We start from the raw sequence: 24,547 nt of genomic DNA, 5'->3' as shown, positions 1-24,547 counted from the left end.
TTCCAAGAGCTCCTACGGTAAAGTAGTTTATATAAAACCCGACTATGACCCTCGAATGTTTCCACCCGTCCCACGCCACACCAAGGCTTTCAAGGATAAATTCAAAACAAGGACGTCGGTGGAACGTACTAATAAGAGATTGTTTATCGACTACAATATTGAAAGAGCTCGCTCAAGAAGCAATATGATGAGATTTGCCATGGCTACCTTTGCCGCAGTCAATATCCATCTTGATGCTTGAATTAAACATACAAACTTTAGTTTTGTAGATACCTTTATCAAGGCAGCGTAGACAGCCCAGTTTACAACTTTTATAGCTTTTTCTAGAAGCTTTAAAAAATCCTATTTTTAAAGCTTAGGTTGTTATACCCTTTTTTAGGTTATCCAGGTAATACCATATGAATTTTTCAAGGTCCATCTCTTATATTTGGTAATCATATCTACAATTTTGTCAAAATAACCCTTTTCCTATTTCCTTGTAATTATTCCCATTTACTTTTCGAGAGTGTTCATTATTAATTACTCGATATTGGCATAACAGCCTTAATTATAATTTCTCATTCCCTTTTGAATACCAGATTGCCATCAATAAATACCCACTGTGTCCTTGAACGCACATCCAGGGGATGGCCGTCAAAGATTACCACGTCGGCATCCTTGCCTTCCTCTAGACTTCCCACCCTGTCATCCAGGCCAGTTATTTGAGCAGGATAGATGGTAATTGCTTTCAAGGCCTCCATCTCATCCATCCCTTCCCTCACGGCTATAGAGGCACAAACAGGCAAATACTGAATGGGAATTACCGGGTGATCGGTCATAATGGCCACTTTAAGACCGGCTTTAGATAGAATGGCAGGCGCTTTAAAGGTAAGATTTCTCAATTCCACCTTGCTCCGCTCTGTAAGCAACGGACCCACAATGACCTTTGCCTTTTCTTCCAACAAGAAATCGACTATCCTGTGGCCTTCTGTACAGTGGTCTAGAGTATAATCTAGATTGAACTCTTTAGCAATTCTTATCGCCGTTAATATATCATCCGCCCGGTGAGCGTGAACCTTGAGCGGTATCTCACGATTTAAAACTTTGACCAGTATCTCCATCTTAAGGTCTCTATCTGGCATTTTATCAGGATTTTTCTGCCCCATTTCTAACTTGCGCTTGTATTCCTGTGCTTGAATCAATGCCTGCCGCAGTATGGCAGCAGTAGCCATCCTGGTGGAAGGAGCTTTGTTCTGCCCGCCGTATACCCGTTTAGGATTCTCCCCAAATGCCACCTTCAAAGCCAGAGGAGCCTTAAGCACCATATCATCCACTCTGCGTCCATAAGTTTTAAGGGCCGCGAACTGCCCTCCTATAACGTTAGCGCTTCCCGGTCCGGTAACTACTGTGGTAATGCCATGTTCCCTGGCCTCACGAAAGCTGTTATCCTCAGGGTTTATACCATCAATGGCTCTAAGGTGAGGAGTCACAGGGTCAGTCATCTCGTTGCCATCGGCTCCTTCCGTCCCTATCCCATCCTCCCACATTCCTATATGACAGTGGGCATCAACGATTCCCGGCATGACCCACATCCCCTGCACATCAATTACCTCAAAATTCTCTGGGGGGTCTATGTATTCAGCGATCTTTTTAATTTTGGTCCCTTCAATCAATATGTCCCCCCTATCGTAGTTTTTATCTGCCATGGTAAGTATTCTACCATTTTTAATAAGTACATTCATTTTATTCTCTCCCCTCACTTTATTACTTGAAACATTTCAATGCAAAGCCTTTCAATCTAGTGATATCCCATTATAAATGCTCACCTTATTACAAAATCTATATAAGGCCGTGATCGGCGAAGCTAAAATATTTTCCATCAGCCACGATGATGTGGTCCAATACCCTTATAGAAATGGCTTCGAGGGCGGCAACTATCTTGCGCGTAACGTTCAAGTCGGCCTGAGAAGGTTCCAGCGAACCACCAGGGTGATTATGGGCTAGAATGACTCCATGTGCTTGGTGTCGCAATGCAGCCTCGACAATCAACCTAGGATATACCGCTGCCTGGTCAATTGTCCCTTCATGAACCAGACAAGGATGATTGACCCTATTTTGGGCATCCAGACATATCACATAGAAGGCCTCATATAACCTACCAGAAAACAACGCTACTAAATACTCTCCCGCCTTGGCCGTACTGTTCAATTGAGGCTTTTTTCCCCATTTATCTTTAAAATAAATCCTTGCTAGCGATGGTATGAGCGTTAACAATACAGCAGAATTTTTGCCAATACCGGGGACAGACATCAAATCAGCTGGATCTGCCTCAAAAACCGCCGATAAAGAACCATACCTTTTCAGCAAAGCGTGAGCCAGTTCATTGGTATCCTTTCTGGGCACTGAATAAAACAGCAGCAGTTCCAAAATTTGATGGGGTTCAAAGCTGTCTAACCCCTCACTTAAGAATCTATTTTTGACCCTTTCCCTGTGTCCCTCATGCACCGATATCACCTGTCCAGCAAAGAAGATGTAGACAGAAACCCTTTTGAGACTAAACCATATTCAAAAAATCATTTATAAATTCGGGCAACGCAAAACACGCGTGAAACAGATCCTTATTAAAATACCGCGTATTTAATCCTTGGATACGGGTTAAATCAGCCGCTAAATAATGATATACGTTAGAAGCCATTGTAAAGCTCCACAGCCCGCTGGGATAAGTAGGAATACAAGCAAGGTATGGATTGACATATTTAAACAGGCTGCTCAACAAATCTTTTACCCTCTTCATGATATCTTTATTATAAAAAGGAGATTCAGACTGTACATTCAAAATCCCATCGGGTTTTAAAGCATTTAAGCAATCGCTGTAAAACTGATACTCAAACAGCTGTACTGCCGGCCCTACAGGGTCGGAAGAATCCACTATTATCACATCGTATTCCTGGTTTTTAGATTTAATAAAGTCAAGGCCGTCCTGTATAAACAATTTAAACCGCGGGTCATCAAAAGCAGAGGCATTGACCGGAAAAAATCTGCGTACCGCCTCAATCACTTCACCGTCGATTTCTACCATATGTACCTCTTCAACCTCTTTATGTTTAAGTACCTCTCGCGCCGCCCCTCCATCCCCCCCTCCAATTATAAGCACGCGCTTGGGAGAAGGATGCGTCAGCAATGGTACATGGGAGATCATCTCATTATATATGAATTCATCCTTCTCGGTAATTTGGATAGCATTATCTAAAACAAGAGCGCGCCCATAATCTTCAAGCTCCAGCACTTGCAACCTCTGATACCTGGTTTGCTGTTCATAAAGCACCCTCTTTACCTTCCAATGAAGGCTGTATCCTGGCGTCTCCTCTTCCACGTACCAAATCACTCCCTCTCTCCCCCCCTTTCGTCATCGACACACTCCTTGCAAAACCCAAACACCTCAAAACTATGGTCAATTGGAACAAACCCTTCTTTTATGGGCATATCATCAAGTGGGCAATAATCCACACACTGTATTTTACCACACCTTTTACAAATCAAGTGATGGTGATGACTTCCATCCATCAGCTCATAATAAGCAGCTCCTTGGTCAAACATTATCTTGCGCACCATACCCTCTTGCACAAGTATATCAAGATTTCTGTACACAGTAGAAAAGTTGATACCGGGATTTACCTCTATCACCTTCTCAAAGATGTGCTGTGCTGTAACCAGAGGTTCCCCTATCCTCATAAAGGCATCCAGTATGGCCTGGCGCTGCTTGGTAAGCTTATACCCTTTCTGCTTGAGCCGTTCCATCAATTCGCTCTTATTTTCCATCCACAAAACTCCTTCACTCTATTCCCTAAGGCATCATAAAATAACAAAACCTCTTTTATGTATGCGATGGCAATACCTCAGTACCGTTTCTACAAAAATCAACAATCCGTATCTCCCATCTTCCCTCAAACCTATAAAATTCTTCTTTTACCTTCTCTGCAAAAGCAGTTGCATTGCCTTCCTCTACAATAGCGATAATTGCAGGTCCCGCTCCGCTCAAAAACACACCTTTCGCGCCATACTTAGTGGCACAAAAAAATATGTCATCCCAATGAGGGATCAGGGCTTTCCTGTAAGGCTGATGTAACCTGTCCTGTGTAGCAATGGCAAGCATATCCGACCTGCCAGTCAAAAAAGACGCAACTAAAATGGCCGTACGGCTAATATTAAACACGGCATCTTTAAGCGGTACGGCGTTGGGAAGCACTTGCCTGGCTTTGGCAGTATTCAGCTCGAAATCAGGTATCATGACCACCAGCCTTATGCCAGTTGGCGGATCCATCTTTATGTATATAACGTCATCTCCCTCCAAACACGCTGCTGTCACTCCACCTACCACGGCAGGAACCACGTTGTCAGGATGCCCATCATACTGTACAGCTAGCCTCATCAGATCAGGCAATCCCAGCTTAAATCCTATCAGGGCATTGGCAGCCATCATACCTCCCACTATACAAGCAGCACTGCTCCCCAGCCCTCTAGCTACCGGAATATCATTGGTCAACACCATCCGTATACCCTTTGGACGATAACCTGCCTCATCAAAGATCCTATTCATGGCAGAATATACCAAATTAGTATGATCCCGCGGCACTTCATGACATCCTTGCCCTCTGACCTCTATATGCAACTCTTCATCCCATTCTTCTACCTCTATAGTATTGTATATATCGACTGCTATTCCCAGGCAATCAAACCCCGGACCAATATTGGCTGTAGTAGCCGGTACTCTGACCCTTACCACATATGCTTCCTCCTGTTTTGAACGTATTCCCTTTCTTTAGGAAATTGTACCACAATTTCAACTGCACTACAACCTTTCTTGACTCTCTATCCCCTACAAAATATTCCAAATAGCACTCTATCAAAGCCGTTCCTCTCATGTATTTTTATAGAGAATGATTATACCCTGTGGTATTTCATCTTGGGCGCTATCGTAATCATTCGCATAGCTGTCCATTCCGTCGAGCACACGTTCCTCTCAAAATATTACCATTTCATCCAGTATATGGATGTTTATCGATGGGCGGCAACTCCTTCACGAATTCATAAAAATCCTCATACGATCCTTTATATGTGCATTCAATAGGCTCATCGGTCCTGTGTATCAAGTACTCGGTAATCAAATAGGTCTTCATGCCAAGCAAAGCAGCCACAAGGTCCTCCTGCACGTCATTGCCCACCATGATGCACTGATGTGGGGATTTACCGATATCCCTCAAAACCTCTTGGTAAAATCCCACATTGGGTTTACAAAACCTGTTATTTTCATAACACGAGATATATATAAAATCCTCTGGGTCGAATCCCGCCCATTTAATTCGATGGACAATGGCCTTCATAGGAAAAAGGGGGTTTGTGGCTATAGCCACATCGTACCCCTTTTCTTTCAATATACGCACGCTCTCCCGCATGAAAGGAACATCCTTGACGCACCGCCGCGTATTTAAAAAACCTTCTTCATAAAAAGCATCAAACCTCTTTTTGTATACATCAATTTTATCCTCCCCCACTAGCCTGGCAAAGCTGTCCATAAACACCTCTTGATTAGTCCGTTGCCCGTTGTTGTTGATCATCTCCTTTGTAGCCGCCCATACATATTTTACAATACGCTCGGGTTCTATCAAATCGCTAAACACTTTTGCCATTTCCTTAAAATACAGCTCGGCAAACTCATCTATATCCATGGGAAGCAATGTCCCATCAAGGTCAAACAGGAAAGTATCGACCCCCCTCAACTCCATCCCTCCTTATCTAACCCTGGCCATCACTCCATCCACCAACCTGTTCATCTTTTCTTCAGCATCTTTGAGGCTTTTCCCAACAGTAGAGAAATAAAACTTTATCTTGGGCTCAGTACCGGAGGGCCTGACGGCAAACCATGACCCATCAGCCAGGGTATAGCGTAAAACATCGGCGGGTTGAGACATGGCTATGGATAAAATTTTATTATCCTCTACGTGATAGGCCTTCAGTTCCCTGTAATCCTTAATAATAGTAACCTTTACTCCACCTAAATCCACCGGCGGGTTGGCACGAAAATCTTCCATAATAGCCTTTATCCTTTCCATCCCTTCCTTACCCTCTAGATATACAGATTCCTGGGTCTCATTGTAATACCCGAACCTCTCCCAAAGCTCTACCAGGCCATCATACAGCGTCATATTCCTGGATTTGTAATAAGCAGCCATCTCGCAGGCCAACATAGAGGCTATAACGCCATCTTTGTCCCTTACAAAATCGCCAGCTAAATAACCATAACTTTCCTCATAGCCAAATAAAAACACCTTGTCGCCCCTTTCCTCAAACTCCTTGATCTTTTCACCTATAAACTTAAAACCGGTATAGGTATCCACCGTCTCAATCCCATATGAATTAGCTATCTCCCTACCCATCTCGCTGGTCACAATGGTCTTAATTATAGCCCCATTGGACGGCAATTTGCCTGCTCTCTGTAAAGAGCCGAGCACATAGTTGACTAGAAGTGCACCAAGCTGATTACCAGTCAGCACAACATATTTACCTTCTCTATCCTTAACCACAACACCCAACCGGTCACTGTCAGGGTCAGTACCTATTATTATGTCGGCATCATGCTTTTTGGCAAGCTCTATAGCCAAAGCAAAAGCCTCGGGTTCTTCAGGATTAGGATATTTCACCGTACGAAATTCAGGATCGGGCAACTCTTGTTCTGGTACAACTATGACGTTTTTAAACCCAAGTTCTTGTAAAACACGCCTTACCGGCTTGTTACCTGTTCCGTGCAGAGGAGTATAAACGATCTTGAGGTCTTTACCCACCTCTTTAACCAATTCCTTGTTTATACATAGCTGCTTTACTTTTTCGATATAGCGGCATAAGACGTTTTCACCTATGATATGGAAAAGTCCACGGGCTTCAGCCTCTTCTCTGGTAATGGTTTTAATGTCCTCAAAGCGCTCTATCGCATATACTTCCTTTATGATTTCTTCGGAACGGCTGGGAGGTACCTGTCCCCCATCTTCCCAGTACACCTTGTACCCATTATAAGCCGCAGGATTGTGGCTGGCCGTTATGACCACTCCTGCAATAGCACCCAGTTCCCTTACACTAAAGGACAGTACCGGGGTAGGCTGCAGTTCATCATACAGATATGTTTTAATACCGTTAGCATTTAAGACGAGGGCCGTCTCCAGCGCAAACTCCTTAGACATACGCCTAGAGTCATAGGCAATGACCACACCTCTGTTCATTGCCTCCTGCCCCTGTTTCTTTATATAGTTGGCCAATCCTTGAGTAGCCCTACCCACTGTGTATTTATTCATCCTGTTGGACCCCGCACCTATAATCCCACGGAGCCCACCAGTACCAAACTCCAAATCTTTGTAGAAGCGGTCCTCCAGCTCCTTTTCATCGTGTGCTATGGCCATCAATTCTTCCTTTGTTGCTTTGTCTATTACAGGGCTTTCCATCCACAGCTTATACCTCTCTTTATAATCCATACTCAATTCCCTCCCTTTCTGTTAATGTACTTCATACATTGCCGGTTTTATTGTTTAACAATGGCCAAAGTTTTATTTATATGCGCCACGTATATGGTCAAATATCGCTTAACTCCTTTTCTACCAAATTCTTTAAATACCTTCCAAATTCTTCCCTTAAATCATCTCGCCTGAGAGCAAATTCCACCGTAGCCTGAAGATACCCCAACTTGTGCCCCACGTCATATCTTTTGCCTTCAAACTCGTAGGCATATATTGCCTCTTCCGACGCCAACGCCTGAAGGGCATCGGTGAGCTGTATCTCCCCTCCAATTCCCGGTGGAGTATTGGCTAGGTGATAAAATATCCTAGGCGTAATGATATACCGTCCTAGGATGGCAAGTGTGGACGGCGCCTGATCAGGCTGTGGTTTTTCCACAAGTCCCTTTACCTTATACACCCTGTCTTCAATAGGAATTGCATTGACGATGCCATACTTGCTCACGTCTTCTTTGGGCACGTGCTGGCATCCAAGAACAGTGGTCTTATATTCATTGTAAACCTCAATGAGCTGCTTTAAACAGGGCGTCTTGGAATATACGATGTCGTCGCCCAACAGCACTGCAAAAGGCTCGTCCCCTATAAAGGAACGGGCGCAGTATATGGCATGGCCCAAACCTTTGGGCTCTTTCTGGCGTATATAGTGGATATCCACCATATTCGAAATATCATCTATAAGCTTGAGCAAGTCCTCCCTGTTGCTCTTACGAAGAGCCTCTTCCAGCTCCAGCGAACGATCAAAATGGTCCTCAATAGACCGCTTATTTCTCCCAGTAACTATAAGAAACTCCTCTATCCCTGACTCTATAGCCTCCTCTATAATATACTGTATGGTAGGTTTATCAACTATGGGTAACATTTCCTTGGGCTGTGCTTTTGTGGCTGGCAAAAACCTGGTACCCAGCCCAGCCGCAGGAATTATGGCTTTTCTTATCTTCATGCTACATCCCCCATTCTTTCTCTTTTCCGTATTTGACTTCTCATAAAAAGCCTTTTATTCTGGTAAACTGAAAACTGTGTACCTCCCAGAGAACCCTTAAAAACTGTATTAAACCTTGCAGACTTTTGTGAAATTTAATGCCAATAGTGCCCATCAAGGATATCCATATATAGTATTTTACATCTTATGCTAACTTTTCTCAATAACTAGCCTATACCCAGTACAATATTCAAATTCCTTTTTAACATCTTCGAATACATCATAATCCCACTCGTTTAGTGGGACAACCCTAACCTCTTTTTCCAGCTGAAAAAAGCTGGGATTCTTTTTTAAACGCACTCCTCTTTGCTCCAAAAGCCGCCTTGCCAGCTTGATAACCTCGTTTTGGTTGGGATTGGGATTGACTCTCATGGGCCAACCAGTCTCTTTCTCAAGGTGTGATATCACATCTCGGTACTTTTCGCCTATCTCCGGCGATATAAAAGTAAGCTCTATATAAGCACCTTTTTCATCCCGCTTAAGCCCTTTTTTGTACAGCTTATGAGGCTTTCCAGCAAAGGCTTCTTCTATCAGCTTAAAGGCCCTGTTTTGCTCCATCTGGCCGGGCTGCGCAGCTACTGGCTCAAGCGTTTCAGGTTGTGTGTGCCTTTCAATGATTAAATCAAGGCCAGTAGTCTCCCTGAATCTTTTTATTATATCCTCAACATCCACGTCCCCTTCAATACAGGCTTTAAAATATCCCTGAGCACGGTAATACGATAAACTCCCCGACAGATAAGCCCCCTCAGGTAAAAGGCTTACAAGCAGGTCCTCGGCAGCTTCAAGATTGCATTCCTTGTTAAGCTCCACACGCCATCCGGTTAGCCTCTCAAACTGCTCAATTTCATTCCTGTACTTCTGGGCTGCAATCTTGGGAAATTTAAAGTAGAGCAAGGCAACCTTTTCATCAAACCTGGCTCCTTTTTTGTAAAGCCCCGTCTCAGGTGGGAAAAACTCCTCTACCAATGCAAGCATACGATTCACTTCCATAGGGCCTTGAGTCTCTTTAATACGTTCAGCCACCTGCTCTTCAGATAGCGGTCGGTACAAGAAAGGCCTCCACCTATCAGGCTCAAAATAATCGGAATGAAGAAGCACATCCGCCAGCTTGCTTACCTGCTCCTGTGCCGGCTCATCCACACCCGCCCAAACATTGAGCAGTTCTTCCAAACTGTAGGCCCCCTTTTGACCACCGTGAGCCAGTATATGCCTCCAAAGGAGCTCTATATCCCCTTCACTGGGAATGCCCTCTTTACCGAGCGAAGGAATTGAAAGCTTACTAAGCTGTTTTCTCGGTTGAGCAATGTGAAAATCGTATACTTCGCCGTTTCTGGGCACATAAATCCTGCCCCAGAAGTCGGCCTGGATTTCCCTGCCCAAGTGCTGTAAAATTTCTTCCTGCCCGTGTACCAGGAAAATCTGCCGCGGAGACAGGGCATGCACCAGGCCCAAAAGCTCGGTCTTGTCAGCGTGTGCAGATAAGTTATACCTGTCAACTTGGCACTTGACAGGGATCCGCCTTTCACCCAACGCCAGAAACCTCTCCTCGCAGGGAGCATTTGCTAAGTCAAGCAACTGCCTTCCAGGCGCCTCCTCATCCTGATAGCCCGTTATGGCTATGGAGTTTTTCTCGTCCCCCACCAACCTTTCGGCATACCATTGGCTTGGGCCGCCGGTTAACATGCCGGAACTGGATATTATACAGCAGGGTTCCGAAAGCCCTAATACTGCCTCCCTCTCCTTGCGATCGGCCACAGGCTGTATCCAGTCATCAAAAAACACCTCTTTATCCCTCCATACCCTTTTAGCCAGACTGGGGTGGAGATAGTTGGGATTCAAGCGATACACCCTGCACACTTCCCGCACCATGCCGTCAACAAACACCTTAAACTTAGGCAGCTTACCTTTATTCATGGCACGCCTCAACATGAGTATTACTTCTTGAGCGCGCCCTATGGCAAAAGCTGGTACCAGTACCTTTCCTCCTCTATCTATGACCTCACCCACCATCTTAATAAGGCGCTCTTCTTCCATCTGGCGGTTAGCGTGAAGCTTATCACCGTAAGTACCCTCCAATATGGCCACATCAGGGCGCAACTTAGGTATGGCAGCTCCGCTTACCGTATACTGATTAACCAAGGAAATGTCCCCTGAATAAAACACGCTCCCTTCTTTACCTTGTATATAGACGCAGGCCGCACCCACGATATGCCCGGCATGATAAAAGGTCACTTTCAACTCGGCATCTTTAAAAGGCTGTATAGCATATTCGGGCGAAAAGCATATTATCCTGTCCAGCATCTGCTTTACATGAACCTCTGCATAGATGGGTATCTCGCCTTCCTGTTGTTCCATAATCTTTAGACTGTCATAAAGCAGGACGCGTACCAAGTCCTTGGTAGCATGGGTCATATATATGGGAGCATTGGGATACTCCCTGCTTATTACAGGAAGGGCGCCGGTATGGTCAAGATGTGCATGGGTGACAAATACCGCATCCACACCGCCCTTTTCTTGAATGATGCGAAGGTCAGGAAGGCTATCTTTCGCCGAATCCATCCTGACCCCCGCATCCAAAAGGATATTCTTATCATCTATGCGCAGCAGATAGCAGCTGGCTCCGACTTCAGCAGCTCCACCGCAAAACGTCAATTCCATCCATCAACATCCTTCCATATAAACAATGTAAACTGTATTAACAGCTTTCTAGTCCACAATGTAATCATCAAACAAATGCATTTGTTGTGAATAAGACTTAATCCTTTTTTCAGCCAATCCGACATATTTTTTGTATGTCTCTTTGAACACCCTTCTAAGCAATTCTCTGTATTCATCCAATGTTAAATCCTCATCATATTCTTTTTTTACATTATATGGAGGAGAAGTAACCATTAAATGTACACTATAATCTGGAATCTCATCCATTGACTCACTTGATTTACAGTATATTTTATTTAATCTTTCCTTGGGTATAGGATTTTCTATAAACTTAATATTCTTAGATATTTTTATATTTTGATAAAGCCTACTGCTATAAAACTCCGATGAGTCATGATTGAACCTGCCGGGGGTGCCAAATGCACTTGTCTTAGTAGAAACCTTTTTCATTCTAACATCACTCATAAACCTCAAACTCACTTCCTAAATAGAAGTGTAGTTCACACAATGGTCTTTTTACGGAGATATCGGTGTATCTCCAGCAGGAATTCATCGGCAAACAGTTCAACCTTGCGTTGCTCTATCCCGGCATCAATTTTGAACAGCTGTTTTCTGGTGACAGGTTTGAGGGCCGCCATCCGTTCAAGGGTGCTGTCGTCAAAGACTGCCTGGCGAGGCACCCCAGTTTTTTGGGCAATCCTCTCCCTCACCCGTTTCAATACATCCAGCAGCGCTGCGTCCGCCTCCCCAGTCTCCTCAGTGTTAGAAACATGCGTTTGGGCATTAACATTTAGTATCCCTTTAAGCAAATCATCTATAAACTTCCTCTTTGTCCCATCAGCGGCTAAACCGCATACGCTGCAGCTTCCACATTTAGTAAATGTGGGCTCCTCGTTAAAATACTCAAGAATATTACACCGCAAGCACCTTTTGCTCAGGCAGTACTCCACCATTTTATCCAGTTTCTCTAATTCCACCTTCTTGTGCTGGTCTATCTCTTCCTGGGTAAGCTCAAACTTCCTGCCACTTAAAAATGGATATATAACACCGCTTTTCAGCTTCACGTAGTTATACTCAATAAGCTTCCGCACAGCGCTGTGCAGAATTTGCTTTGATATATTGCCTTTAAGGAGCACGTCAAGGGCGATTCCTTTGTCGCCCGCCTCAAGCACTCTGTTGTATACGCTCTCTACCAAGGCCACAGAAGGATAATTTATATTTATAAGAGCCCGGTTGAGATGATAATCTTCTTCCGAATACAAGAGTATACAGGAGGCCAACTTACCATCCCTTCCGGCCCGTCCCACTTCCTGATAGTAATGTTCCAAAGACCTGGGCATGTTGTAATGGATTATATATCTAATATCGCTCTTGTCTATGCCCATACCAAAAGCATTGGTAGCCACCATCACGGTGGTTTTACCCCGGGTAAAGTCATCCTGTGCTATAACTCTGTCCTGACTGCTCAGGCCCGCATGATACATCCCGGCGGGTATACCTCTGTTTATGAGCAAACTGTAGAGGTCCTCAACCGTCTTCCTAGTGGCGGCATAAATTATACCTGGTTTTCCTAAATTCTTCTTAACGAACTTGAGCACAAACTCCTGCTTATCTCGTGGCATCTCTATCCTAAACTCCAAATTGGGCCTGTCAAAACCGCTGACAAACAGTCTATACTCCTTTAAACCGAGAAGCCGCACTATATCCTCTTGCACCCTTCGGTTGGCAGTAGCCGTAAAAGCACCTACTATTGGGCTGCCCACCTGCTCTATTAAGTCTTTAATCCTCAAATAAGCAGGACGGAAACTGTGCCCCCACTGGGATATGCAGTGAGCCTCATCAACCGCCACAAACGATACATGCAAGCCCTTTAAGGCATCAATAAACCCTTCTGAATAAAAACGTTCAGGGGCAATATATATGACCTTATACTTTCCCTGCCTTAAATCATGCATGCGCTTCAAAAGCTCTTCTTCTGAAAGAATGCTGCTTATAAAAGTCGAAGGAATCCCTCTCTGGCTCAGTTGGTCAACCTGGTCCTTCATTAAAGATATAAGAGGGGATATGACCAGCGTTATGCCAGGAAGCATAATGGCAGGGAGCTGGTAGCACAACGACTTACCGCTTCCGGTCGGAAAGACTGCAAGCACATTTTCCCCTTGCAGGATGCTTTCCACTACCTGCCGCTGGCCGAGACGGAAATCATCATGTCCAAAGTATTGTTGCAAATATTCGCGCAAAATTTCTGACTGGCTCATAAACCGCCACACCTTTTGGTTATTTCCCCAAACTGAAGACTATACCTCAGCCTTCCCCTAGCCAAAACAAAAATTTATCTGCTATAACTCTTCCCTGTGCTGTTGCCCCACCATCCAGCCCAGGGGAACGTCATTTATAGTTTATATATAAACATTTACAAAATCAATAAGTTAGTATAAAAATTGCCATTTTGCTGCTTTCTTATTCAAAATTTTATTAAAAAGTTACAAAAAGCGGTAAATTAGACACCAACCAAAATCCTGCCTTTAAGAGGCAGCACATCAATGAATAGGTATCCTTCTCTCACACAAAATTCTGCACCAGCATTTATCACATCCATAACCCTGGTTATACCCCATTTCTGCAAGTTAATCTTCACACCGTAAGCCCTGTACCGGCTTCGGTTTACGATTATGAGCGCAAAGCCGTCGCTGCGTTGTCGCCCAAATACATCCTTACCCCCTCTAATACAGCGAACAAAGGCATATACATCCCCTTCACAATAAACTGGTATAAATTCCCCTGTTCTCAAAGCGTCCATGCTGTTTCTAAGCACAATAATCTTCCTGTACCACTCCAGCAGTTCCTTATCCTCACGACCCCAAGGATAAGTGCGCCTGTTAAACGGGTCGCTGTAACCCGACAATCCAACCTCGTCTCCATAATATATGCAGGGCACCCCCGGAAAAGTCATCTGAAGCAGGGATACCAATTTGAGCCTTTGAATAGCCAACCTTTCCTGCTCATCGGTCAACACATAATGTGCCTGCTCATCTCGTGAAAGGGTATGTTGCGGTGGTGCCTCACCCAAAATGGTCTTTATCCTGGGCACATCATGGGATCCGACAAGGTTTAGGAGCGAATAAAAGCTTTCAAGTGGATAGTTTTCATACAGACTCATAATGGCTCTGTTAAAATATGCAGCATCCCATTCACCTAAGAAAAATCTTATCACCATATCTCTAAAAGGGTAGTTGGTCACCGAGTCAAGCTCTTCGCCAAGTAGATATTCCCTCCTCTTATCATAGCTAACCTTTCTGGAAGCATCTTCCCATACTTCCCCAATTATAACAGCCTCTTGATCCACTTCTTTTACAGCCTTCCTAAACTCCTTTAAAAACTCATCGGGCAATTCATCCACCACATCCAGGCGCCAGCCTTTTGCGCCCTTTTTAAGCCAATACTTAGCTACAGCATCTTCATCGTAAATGATATAGTTCAAGTACGAGGGTTCCATCTCATTTACATTGGGCAGCGTGTCTATCCCCCACCAGCACTCATACACATCTGGATGGCGGATAAACCTATACCATGGATAATATGGCGAATCCTTGGACTGATAAGCGCCCAGAGTAGGATACCTACCATTCTTGTTGAAATATATGCTATCGCTACCGGTGTGGCTAAATACCCCATCGAGTATGATGTATATGCCAAGGTCCTTGGCTTTTTGGCAAAGAGCTAGAAATGTATCTTCATCTCCAAACATTGGGTCTATTTTCTTGTAATTACCCACATCATATTTGTGGTTGGAATAGGCCTCGAAAATAGGGTTGAGATAAAGCGCACTCACTCCTAAATCCTTAAGGTAAGGCAGCTTTTTTATTACACCAAGAAGGTTCCCCCCAAAGAAGTCATTGCACAGCATCTTACCGCTGACCGGATCCGGCTTGTAGTGGGGCAATTCGTACCAGTTCTGATGTATGATGTAGTCACTCCTATTGACAAGGTGACGACCATCTTCGCTTCCATTATAAAATCGATCCACAAATATCTGGTACACCACGCTGTCTTTGAACCAGTCAGGGGCCTTAAACCCCTTTTTATAAACCGTTATCTGGTATGAAGAGGGTGGGTAATCGGTGATGTGCCCTACTCCCCCCAGGCCATCGGATTTACAGCCATAATAATATAAACTCCTGTTGGTTTCAACTATAAAATAATACCACAGAAGCCCCGGGACTTCGGGGCTTCTCAATTCTACCTCATACACGTATTGACCTTCATGCTTCCACATAAGCCACATGGGTATACGCCTTTCCCCTACGCCATCCTGCCACAACCTCAACACAACCGATTCTACCTCATGCTGGGTACATACTTTTAACCGTAAAGTAACCGTCTCCTCACAGGTCACTGCACCAAACGGCTGCCTGTAAGCGATATCGTGTGAGTCATGATAAATCCAAAGATATTCCATATAAGACCATCCTTTCACCCACTAGTTCATTTTATCCATAACCACGTAAGGTTAAACCTACAAATTTCCATCATTCCACCTATTTTACCAGTCAAAGTGTTTTGCAACCTATATACTTAAAAAATATTCAATCTCATCTACATATCAATACTGTCCCGCCTTTAAACGCTGATACAGCTCTATATATTCTTTTGCAGAACGATTCCAACTGTAATCGCATTGCATAGCCCTTCTCATCAAGGCATACCATACCTCTTTGTCGTAATAGAAATTTACAGCTCTCTTTATGGTATATAGCATGTCATGGGCGTTGTAGTTAGTAAAGCTAAAACCATTTCCCTCACCGGTAAACTCATTATACGGCTGCACGGTATCCCTAAGCCCACCAGTCTCCCTCACAATAGGGATAGTACCGTACCTCATGCTAAAAAGCTGCGCCAATCCGCATGGCTCATACAGTGACGGCATGAGAAATAAATCGGAGGCAGCATATATGCGATGCGCCAGGGTATTATCATAGAAGATATTAGCCGAAACCTTTGTAGGATAACGGGCAGCCGCATTTTTAAACATGTTTTCGTACTGCCACTCTCCGTTCCCCAACACCACCAACTGTACATCCATAGCAAGTATCTCGTCCAGTACATGAGCTATGAGGTCCAAGCCTTTTTGCGCCACCAACCTAACTATTATACCTATCATGGGTACATCCTCTCGAACCTCAAGCTTCAGCTGCTCCTGAAGCCTCAGCTTGTTCTCCACCTTGTGCTCAAGGCGGTCCTGGTCATAGTTTCTGAATATGAGCGGATCAGTAGCAGGATTGTACTCTTCATAGTCCACTCCGTTTAATATACCAAACAGTTGATGACTCCTTGCACGCAACAATCCGTCAAGTTTTTCCCCAAAAAACGGCATCTGTATTTCTTGAGCATAGGTAGGGCTGACAGTACTTATGAGGTCTGCGTATACAAGGCCGGCTTTCAACATGTTTACATTACCATAAAATTCTAATTTGTCAGGCGTAAAATAATCATCGCCCAGGTCCAACAAGTCACCCAAAACCTTCCTGTCGTAAATACCCTGATATCGAAGATTGTGAATGGTAAACAGGGTACGAATATCCTTATAAAAATCATTATACCGATAATGGGCTTCCAACAATACAGGTATTGCACCTGTCTGCCAGTCATGGCAGTGTATCACATCGGGCATAAAATCGATATGTGGAAGTACCTCAAGCACGCTTCGGCAAAAAAATGCAAATCGTTCTACCTCATCATCTGAATAACCATATATCCCATCGCGCCCGAAATAATACTCATTGTCAATGAAATACACAGGCACCCCTTTATATTCCGTTTCCTCAATCCCGCAATACTGATTTCTCCAGCCCAACCTGACATATATATGCTTTATATGCCTTATTTTCTCTTTCAGGTTTGGTGAAATGGCCTTGTATTTTGGCAGAATAACCCTGGCATCTACTCCTTGATATCGCAGAGCAATTGGTAGAGAGCCGATTACCTCGCCCAATCCCCCTGTTTTTACAAATGGCGCTGCTTCTGAAGCGGCAAACAAAACTTTCAGCAATCCCCTAGCCTCCTTTTATTACGCTTTAAAAACACTGCTGCAAGGGGCGGTACCGTGATGCTGATGGATTGCTCAAATCCATGCCATGGTATACCTTCCGCCACAATGATGCCAATATTGCCTTGTCCAGAACCACCATATACCGGGTCATCGCTGTTAAAAACCTCCTCATACCCTCCTGGCCAAGGAACCCCTATTCTGTAACCATAGCGGACCACGGGCGTGAAATTGCAAACCACAATCAGGCATTCATCCTGCCCTTTTGATTTCCGTAAGAAGGCTATTATGCTCTGACTGTAATCTCGATGGTCAATCCAACAAAAGCCTTCCCAGCCATGGTCACACTCCCACAGAGCCCTGTTATCAAGATAAAAATGGTTAAGCATTTTGACATAGTAATGCAGTTTTCTGTGCATTTCATATTCAAGGAGATGCCAATCCAGGCCGGCGTCAAAATTCCACTCGGCAAACTGGCCAAATTCCCCCCCCATGAATAAAAGCTTTTTACCCGGATGGGCCATCATATACGCGTACAGCAGCCTAAGGTTGGCAAATTTTTGCCAATAATCTCCCGGCATTTTATCCAAAAGCGAGCGCTTGCCGTGTACCACCTCGTCATGTGATAGGGGGAGGATGAAGTTTTCTGAAAAGGCGTACATCATGGAAAAGGTAAGGTTTTCATGGTGCCACTTCCTATACACCGGATCCAGTGACATATAGCGCAGCATATCGTTCATCCATCCCATATTCCATTTATAGTTAAATCCCAGGCCTCCCAGGTACACAGGGCGAGTGACCATGGGCCAAGCAGTTGACTCTTCAGCAATCATGAGCACATTGGGAAAGTATTGAAACACCACTTCGTTCATTCTCCTCATAAACTCAATGGCCTCTAAATTCTCCTTGCCGCCATATCTGTTTGGGAGCCATTCCCCCCAAGACTTCCCATAATCAAGATAAAGCATTGAGGCCACGGCATCCACACGAAGCCCATCCACGTGGTACACGTCAAACCAGAATATGGCATTGGATATAAGGAAGCTCCTCACCTCATTACGCCCGTAGTTGAATATTAAAGTGCCCCAATGGGGGTGTTCCCCGCGTCGAGGGTCCTCATGCTCATAAAGCGCTGTACCATCAAAACGCCTCAATCCATGCTCATCTTTAGGAAAATGAGCCGGTACCCAGTCCAATATTACCCCTATACCAGCTAGGTGGCACTCGTCTATAAAAAACATGAAATCCTCTGGCGTACCATAGCGTGAAGTGACCGAGTAATATCCTGTGGTTTGATAGCCCCACGACCCATCATATGGGTGTTCTGCGACCGGTAAGAGCTCTATATGGGTATACCCCATATCCTTCACATAAGGGATAAGCTCTGCGGCCAATTCCCTGTAGCTTAAAAATCTATTCCCCTCTTTTCGACGCCATGACCCCAGATGCACCTCATAAATTAACAGCGGCTTATCGTATATGGGCGTATTGGTCCTTTCTTGCAACCACTCATCATCTCGCCACTCATATTTGTTCAAATCATACACTATTGAAGCGGTACCCGGCCTAACTTCACTGTAAAAGGCGTAGGGGTCAGCCTTCAGGACAACTTGCCCATAATAATTCTCTATCTCATATTTGTAGAGATCAAATTCCTTAACTCCCGGAATAAAAAGTGTCCACACCCCAGAATCCCCCAACCTGTTCATTATGTGAACCCTTCCATCCCAACAGTTAAAATCCCCCACCACGCTGACTCTTCGGGCATTGGGTGCCCATACAGCAAAACGAGTGCCTTCAACGCCGTTAATTTTTATAAGATGGGCCCCCAGCATCTTGTAGCTATGGTAATTAGTCCCTTCATTAAATAAATACAGCTGGTAATCAGTAATGCCAAAAAAACTTGTTTCCATTCCACCCTCCAGGCAGTTTTCCCAAGCTTTTTATCTATCAATCCACAAAAATACTTTAAAATTTCAGCCATACTCATTATGATGTATTTTTAAAGAACTTCCTTTTTTTATTATTTACGCGAAAGGCTGTTTTTTACCCAAAAAATTAATTTCTCTCACGTTATTAGACAAATAATCACATGACCACATAAAATAAAAAAAGCCCATTATTAGGCCACATCGACATGCTCAATGTGCTTATACCAACATTGTATTTGCAGATGTATACTGCTGGACTTTAACCGCTATATTCAAAACAGAATTCCCCTCATGAAAAGCGAACAACCTTCTCCAAATCCCCCGGCCCTTTGAGCAGCTTAATCCTGCTATCTTCAACATGAATGCTTTCATCAGCCCGGATGCATATCTTCTTCTTAAGCGTAGTTTCAAGCTGTTCCAAAGCCTGTTTGTCTTCCATCCACGCATTGGCCACGCTGGGATGTACCTCTACCAAAGCACCCCAAGCCTCATTTACGCTAAACAGCTTCTCCAGCTCCTTTTCTATTTTGGCTATCACGGTGGATTCCGAATACACTCTCCCTGTTCCATTGCAGTAAGGACAGGGTTTTAAAAAAGCGGTAGAGAGCCTGGGACGCACTTTTTTCCGGGTCAACTCTACCAATCCCAGCCCCGTTAACCCTACCAGATTAGTCCTGGTACGGTCTTTTTTTAAAGCCTGTTCTAACACCTCTAACACCTTTTTCTTGTGCTCATCTTCTTCCATGTCAATAAAATCTATGATGATAATGCCACCTATGTCGCGCAAGCGTATCTGATGTGCGATCTCCTCTGCTGCCTCCAAATTAGTCTTAAAGGCGGTGTCCTCCAAACTGGCGTTACCAACAAACTTGCCGGTATTCACGTCTATAACCGTCAGTGCCTCTGTCACATCTATTACAATATAGCCGCCGCTCTTAAGCCATACCTTCTTTTGTATGGCTTTTTCAATCTTTGCTTCAATGCCGTAAATCTCAAACAAGTTTCTCTGAGCATCGAAATACTCCACCCTGTCAACCAGTGAAGGCGAGACAACCTTAACAAGCTCAACTACTTTTTGATAATGATGATAGTCATTTATGACCAGCCTGTCCACATCAGCAGAGAAGATGTCACGTACAGTGCGGTACAGTAAACTCTCATCCTTATGCAACAGCCGTGGCACTTCACCCTGTTTTTCCCTTTCCCTTATTCCTTCCCATAGCTTACACAATACTTCTATATCAGGCATAAGGTCTTCAGCTTGCTTACCCTTGGCCGCTGTCCTCACTATAACTCCCATATTTTGAGGCTTAATGGCCTCAGCGACTTTCCTTAAACGCTGACGTTCCTCTTCATCCTCTATCCTCCTGGAGACACCTACATAGTTCAAGGTCGGCATGAGCACGACATATCTGCCCGGCAAGGTTATATGGGTGGTGACTCTAGCACCCTTGGTTCCCATGGGCTCCTTTAAAATTTGAACGGTGATCTCCTGCCCTTCCCTTACGATATCACGCAGGGAGATGTTTTTGACCTCTTTGCCATTGCTTTTATCCTTAAAGTCAAATACCGTATTGTCGATGTTTATATCTCCTGCATACAGAAAAGCATTCTTCTCCAGCCCTATATCCACAAAGGCGGCGTGCATTCCTGGCAGGACATTAACCACACGCCCACGGTATATATTGCCCACCAGCCCCTGCTTTTCATCATCCTCCATATAAAACTCCACAAGGTCTCCGTCCTCCAGTACCGCAACCCGTGTCTGGTCATATCGAATATCCACCACAATCTGTTTCCCCACGCCCATCATCCTCTTCCCAGCTCCAATGGTGTTATCCATGCATTATCCTTATACAAAAACATCTCCAGCCTATGGATATTTGCAAAACAATGGGAATCATCTTCCATGCCGATGAACTCCAGAAAACAGCACACCATCTGCTCAGCGTTTAAAGATTCTTTACTGCCAGCGCTCAACACAGCTTCCATGACCACCACTTCTTTTCCCTGGCTCACTGTTTCCAGCCGGTGTATCATAGGCCTGATGTTTACTGTCCTCTCACCTTTTTTTCCGCTCTTTGTAATATTTATCACTGGCTGAGATAAAAAGTCTTTTAATGCCTCTTCAATAGATTGAACCGGAGTTTTAATGCTTATATGATATAGCGCCCTTTCAATAACGCTCATAAGCGAAGGAAAGGATTTGTCAATTGCCACCGCATCCAGCACAGTTATACCCTGAGGAAGTACGCTGTTCATCCTATGGCAAAATTCTTTGGGATTCATCTCCAAGTCCAAAACTATATCCATGTATTCACCTTCACTGGTCATTCCGACTGGCAATGGAGGCCCAAATGCCACCTTAGGCTGGGGGTTATAGCCCTGCGAAAACGCCACAGGTATACCGGCCCGCCTTAAGGCGCGGTGCAGGGTTCTCATGAGGTCTAAATGGGATATGTATTTAACCCTGTCCCGTTTGGCATACTTTACCACCATCCTCATTGGCACAACCCTCCCAGCCTTGTTATGCCGCAGCCCCAACACCTTACCCGACAGTCAGGCGTCAGCTCCCCTTTCAGAGCCTTTTGGTACTCCCTCCACAGGAAAGATGGCGTAACTCCCACATCGATGTGGCTCCATGGGAACACCTCTTCCTTATTTCTCACCCTGTTGGCATAAAATTCAGGGTCTATGCCGGTTTCCTCAAAAGCTTTAAGCCAAGTATCGTACTTGAAAAGTTCTGCCCATCCATCAAACTTGCAGCCCATTTCCCATGCCTTCAGCAACACCTTACCCAATCTGCGATCGCCTCGGGCAAACACAGCCTCAAGGAAGCTTAAACGCGGGTCATGCCAGTCAAACTCCACTGATTTTATGCGAAGCTTGTCCTTCAAAAAATCAATCTTATCATTCAAATCCTCAATAGTATCCTGCGCAACCCATTGAAACGGAGTAAAAGGTTTTGGAACAAAAGACGCAACACTGATGGTTATCCTTAACCTATGGGCCCTTTGGCCCAGGGTCGCGTCAAAATAGCATTGTTTAACCTTTTTAGCCAGTTCCGCAATGCCTTTAAGGTCTTCCCGTGTTTCAGTGGGCAACCCTATCATGAAATACAGCTTTACAGTATCCCATCCCAGCTCAAATGCCTGCCTCGCACTGTTTAAAAGGTCATTCTCGGTAACCCCCTTGTTTATCACATCCCTCAATCGCTGTGTACCAGCTTCAGGAGCAAAGGTCAAACCCGCTTTACGCACCTTTATCATCTCTTCAATAAGCTCCCTAGAAAACGAGTCAAGGCGCAGCGAGGGAAGCGAAAAAGATACCTTTTGCGATGCAAAGCGCTTCATAAGCTGCTTTACCAGCTTTTCTAGGTCAGAGTAATCGCTGGTACTTAAGGAAGAGAGCGATAGCTCCTCATAGCCGGTATTGCTGATCAGTTTCTCCGCTAACTCCATAAGCCTTGGAACCGAACGTTCCCTCACCGGGCGGTATATAATACCTGCTTGACAAAACCTGCAGCCGCGGGTGCAACCCCTAAACACCTCAAGCATGATGCGATCATGGACAATATCCATGTACGGCACTATCATGGTCTCAGGATAATAGGCCTTATCAAGGTCTCTTACAACCCGCTTTCTAATTATGGGGGATATCCCTTCACGGTTAGGCTTAATCGAACAAACAGTACCGTCAGGGTTGTATTCCACGTCATAAAAGCGTGGCACATAAACTCCCGGTATCCCAGCTGCCGCCATCAAAAAATCCTGGCGCCTACCGCCCTGCATTTTCCACTGGCGATACACATCCAACAGCTCGTTTATTACCTCTTCCCCATCACCCATTACCACCAGGTCAAAAAAGTCGGCTAACGGCTCTATATTATACGCACAAGGACCGCCCGCAATCACAAAGGGATGATGCTCTTCCCTTTCCCACCACCGAAGTGGAATACCTGCCAAGTCAAGCATGTTTATCACATTCGTGTAACACATCTCATATTGAAGCGTAAATCCCACAAAATCAAACATGGCAATGGGGTCCTTGGTTTCTAAAGCAAACAGCGGAAGCCTCTTTTCCCTCATCTTTTGTTCCATATCAACCCAAGGCGCAAACACACGTTCACAGTATGTGTCTTCCCTTTTGTTCATGAGATGATACAGTATCTTCATCCCCAGATGGGACATGCCCACCTCATAAACGTCCGGAAAGGCAAAAGCAAACCGAATCAACACCTTTGAAGGATCCTTTTCAACCATGTTGTACTCATTTCCCATGTATCTAACAGGTTTACTAACCTGCCTTAGTATCTCATCTAGCACAGACTTGTCCATTTTGCAATTTCCCCCTACTAATACCAAAATAAAAAACTTACTTTTTGCACCAAACAAGCTTTGTTTCATTATATATTTTGCTCTGCATCCCCTTGCCATTCCCCCAACAGCACAAAATTAAAACTTCGCCCTTTTCATCAATGCAACCTCTGTCAATCAACCTTTTTGCGGCCCGACTGTGCAAGCAACCGGTATATCGGCACGTTAAGGCCATAATCCATAAGGCCGTCCACTATATCCTTTTCAGTTAAATAACCCCTGGGCCTTAGCTGCTCGTCAACCAAAACGAGGCTGTGATATCTATGGGGCACAAACTTCCTTATCACATCCCTTAAGGGTAAGTCATACAGCACTACCAGTTCCCTGGATTGAATTGCACCCTCCTTTACTAAAATATCCCTTTTGTATGTGAGGTCCCTCACTATGACGTAGGCAGCCATCCTGTTTTCTTTTACTGCTGAGTATGCCAAAAAAACTGCCACAACAAACAAACTAGGGTTAAAGATGCCATAATAGATGGCGTACAACCCTGTCATGACTAAAAAGAGTGACAAGGCAAACCCACCTATTGTAGTAATCCTGGTAGCCCTTTTTATCCCTAACTCCCTTGAAAGAAGGGCTCGAAGCACCCTACCACCATCCAGCGGAAAAGCCGGTAGTAGATTAAAACCCGCCAACATTAGATTGGCCTGTATGAAAAAATCACAATCCTTAAGTAAAACCAGTCCCATCTTCTCTAAAACCATGCACCCCATCACCAGTATAAAGTTGGACAGAGGGCCTACAATGGCTATATATATTTCATCCCGTGGATTTACTTCAAAAAAGCTTTCGATTCTAGCCACTCCACCAAATGGAAGCAGCTCTATTTCGCTTACCCTTAAGTTCAAAGCCCTAGCCATAACTACGTGTGCCAGTTCGTGTATGATCACCACCAAAAATACGACAGCCAGCTTCATCCCCTCTCCTAGAACTACAGCTATTACTATGAGCACAACTAACAGTTTGTTTATATATACGTTTATACCAAACAGCATACCTAACTTCATATTCCCTGT

Annotated in this window: 19 protein-coding genes; 1 reads left to right on the top strand and 18 read right to left on the bottom strand. The window is 44.5% G+C overall.

What is annotated here, in order from left to right; translation table 11 throughout:
• The first annotated feature begins 118 nt into the window (after window positions 1-118).
• Window positions 119-241 (top strand): hypothetical protein, encoded by a 123-nt coding sequence (locus JOD02_RS11695; RefSeq protein WP_279380690.1) that lies wholly within the window; start codon window positions 119-121, stop codon window positions 239-241.
• Window positions 242-557: 316 nt separating this feature from the next.
• Here JOD02_RS11695 and JOD02_RS09550 read toward each other — a convergent pair whose 3' ends face one another.
• The 18 genes from JOD02_RS09550 to JOD02_RS09465 all read right to left on the bottom strand — a co-directional run bounded on the left by JOD02_RS09550 (window position 558) and on the right by JOD02_RS09465 (window position 24,538).
• The gene (locus tag JOD02_RS09550) at window positions 558-1,721 is read right to left on the bottom strand and encodes an amidohydrolase (protein ID WP_204489094.1); all 1,164 of its coding nucleotides are present in this window, start codon (window positions 1,719-1,721) and stop codon (window positions 558-560) included.
• 97 nt (window positions 1,722-1,818) lie between these two features.
• Window positions 1,819-2,484: a RadC family protein gene (radC, locus tag JOD02_RS09545; protein ID WP_204489093.1), complete on the bottom strand. Its 666-nt coding sequence runs from the start codon at window positions 2,482-2,484 to the stop codon at window positions 1,819-1,821.
• 49 nt (window positions 2,485-2,533) lie between these two features.
• Window positions 2,534-3,364, bottom strand: coding sequence for a polyamine aminopropyltransferase (gene speE, locus JOD02_RS09540; RefSeq protein WP_204489092.1), 831 nt, complete (start codon window positions 3,362-3,364; stop codon window positions 2,534-2,536).
• A complete protein-coding gene (locus JOD02_RS09535) occupies window positions 3,361-3,798 on the bottom strand; it encodes a Fur family transcriptional regulator (protein ID WP_204489091.1) in 438 nt (145 codons plus the stop codon). Before JOD02_RS09535 ends, speE begins: the two co-directional genes overlap by 4 nt.
• Window positions 3,799-3,853: 55 nt before the next feature.
• Window positions 3,854-4,762, bottom strand: coding sequence for a homoserine kinase (gene thrB / locus JOD02_RS09530; protein WP_204489090.1), 909 nt, complete (start codon window positions 4,760-4,762; stop codon window positions 3,854-3,856).
• A 253-nt stretch (window positions 4,763-5,015) separates the two neighbouring features.
• Window positions 5,016-5,762 carry an HAD family hydrolase gene (locus JOD02_RS09525; protein WP_204489089.1) on the bottom strand — a complete coding sequence of 249 codons (747 nt, stop codon included), beginning with the start codon at window positions 5,760-5,762 and terminating at the stop codon, window positions 5,016-5,018.
• A gap of 6 nt (window positions 5,763-5,768) precedes the next feature.
• Complete coding sequence (locus tag JOD02_RS09520) at window positions 5,769-7,499, bottom strand: phospho-sugar mutase (protein WP_204489088.1); 1,731 nt, start codon at window positions 7,497-7,499, stop codon at window positions 5,769-5,771.
• Between the two features lie 97 nt (window positions 7,500-7,596).
• Window positions 7,597-8,478, bottom strand: a complete 882-nt coding sequence (gene galU / locus JOD02_RS09515) for a UTP--glucose-1-phosphate uridylyltransferase GalU (protein WP_204489086.1) — start codon at window positions 8,476-8,478, stop codon at window positions 7,597-7,599.
• Window positions 8,479-8,667: 189 nt separating this feature from the next.
• Window positions 8,668-11,175, bottom strand: a complete 2,508-nt coding sequence (locus tag JOD02_RS09510) for an MBL fold metallo-hydrolase (RefSeq protein ID WP_204489085.1) — start codon at window positions 11,173-11,175, stop codon at window positions 8,668-8,670.
• 48 nt (window positions 11,176-11,223) lie between these two features.
• Window positions 11,224-11,640, bottom strand: coding sequence for a site-specific DNA-methyltransferase (locus JOD02_RS09505; RefSeq protein WP_204489083.1), 417 nt, complete (start codon window positions 11,638-11,640; stop codon window positions 11,224-11,226).
• 35 nt (window positions 11,641-11,675) lie between these two features.
• Window positions 11,676-13,433 carry a RecQ family ATP-dependent DNA helicase gene (locus JOD02_RS09500; protein ID WP_204489081.1) on the bottom strand — a complete coding sequence of 586 codons (1,758 nt, stop codon included), beginning with the start codon at window positions 13,431-13,433 and terminating at the stop codon, window positions 11,676-11,678.
• 242 nt (window positions 13,434-13,675) lie between these two features.
• Entirely contained in the window at window positions 13,676-15,634 is a 1,959-nt protein-coding gene (locus tag JOD02_RS09495; protein ID WP_204489080.1) for a glycoside hydrolase family 13 protein, read from the bottom strand.
• 144 nt (window positions 15,635-15,778) lie between these two features.
• Complete coding sequence (glgA, locus tag JOD02_RS09490) at window positions 15,779-17,224, bottom strand: glycogen synthase GlgA (protein WP_394355757.1); 1,446 nt, start codon at window positions 17,222-17,224, stop codon at window positions 15,779-15,781.
• On the bottom strand, window positions 17,218-19,134 hold the full coding sequence (gene glgB / locus JOD02_RS09485) for a 1,4-alpha-glucan branching protein GlgB (RefSeq protein ID WP_204489078.1): 1,917 nt from the start codon (window positions 19,132-19,134) through the stop codon (window positions 17,218-17,220). The genes glgA and glgB overlap by 7 nt, the downstream gene beginning before the upstream one ends.
• A gap of 307 nt (window positions 19,135-19,441) precedes the next feature.
• The gene (locus tag JOD02_RS09480) at window positions 19,442-20,995 is read right to left on the bottom strand and encodes an Rne/Rng family ribonuclease (protein ID WP_243426467.1); all 1,554 of its coding nucleotides are present in this window, start codon (window positions 20,993-20,995) and stop codon (window positions 19,442-19,444) included.
• Window positions 20,962-21,657 (bottom strand): TIGR03936 family radical SAM-associated protein, encoded by a 696-nt coding sequence (locus JOD02_RS09475; protein ID WP_204489076.1) that lies wholly within the window; start codon window positions 21,655-21,657, stop codon window positions 20,962-20,964. Before JOD02_RS09475 ends, JOD02_RS09480 begins: the two co-directional genes overlap by 34 nt.
• A complete protein-coding gene (locus JOD02_RS09470; RefSeq protein ID WP_204489075.1) occupies window positions 21,654-23,489 on the bottom strand; it encodes a TIGR03960 family B12-binding radical SAM protein in 1,836 nt (611 codons plus the stop codon). The genes JOD02_RS09475 and JOD02_RS09470 overlap by 4 nt, the downstream gene beginning before the upstream one ends.
• Before the next feature lie 152 nt (window positions 23,490-23,641).
• Window positions 23,642-24,538, bottom strand: a complete 897-nt coding sequence (locus JOD02_RS09465) for a site-2 protease family protein (RefSeq protein ID WP_204489074.1) — start codon at window positions 24,536-24,538, stop codon at window positions 23,642-23,644.
• Window positions 24,539-24,547 lie beyond the last annotated feature (9 nt).

Source organism: Caldicoprobacter guelmensis (assembly GCF_016908415.1).
Classification (GTDB): domain Bacteria; phylum Bacillota; class Clostridia; order Caldicoprobacterales; family Caldicoprobacteraceae; genus Caldicoprobacter; species Caldicoprobacter guelmensis.
This window is presented reverse-complemented; position numbering and strand designations above follow the sequence as displayed.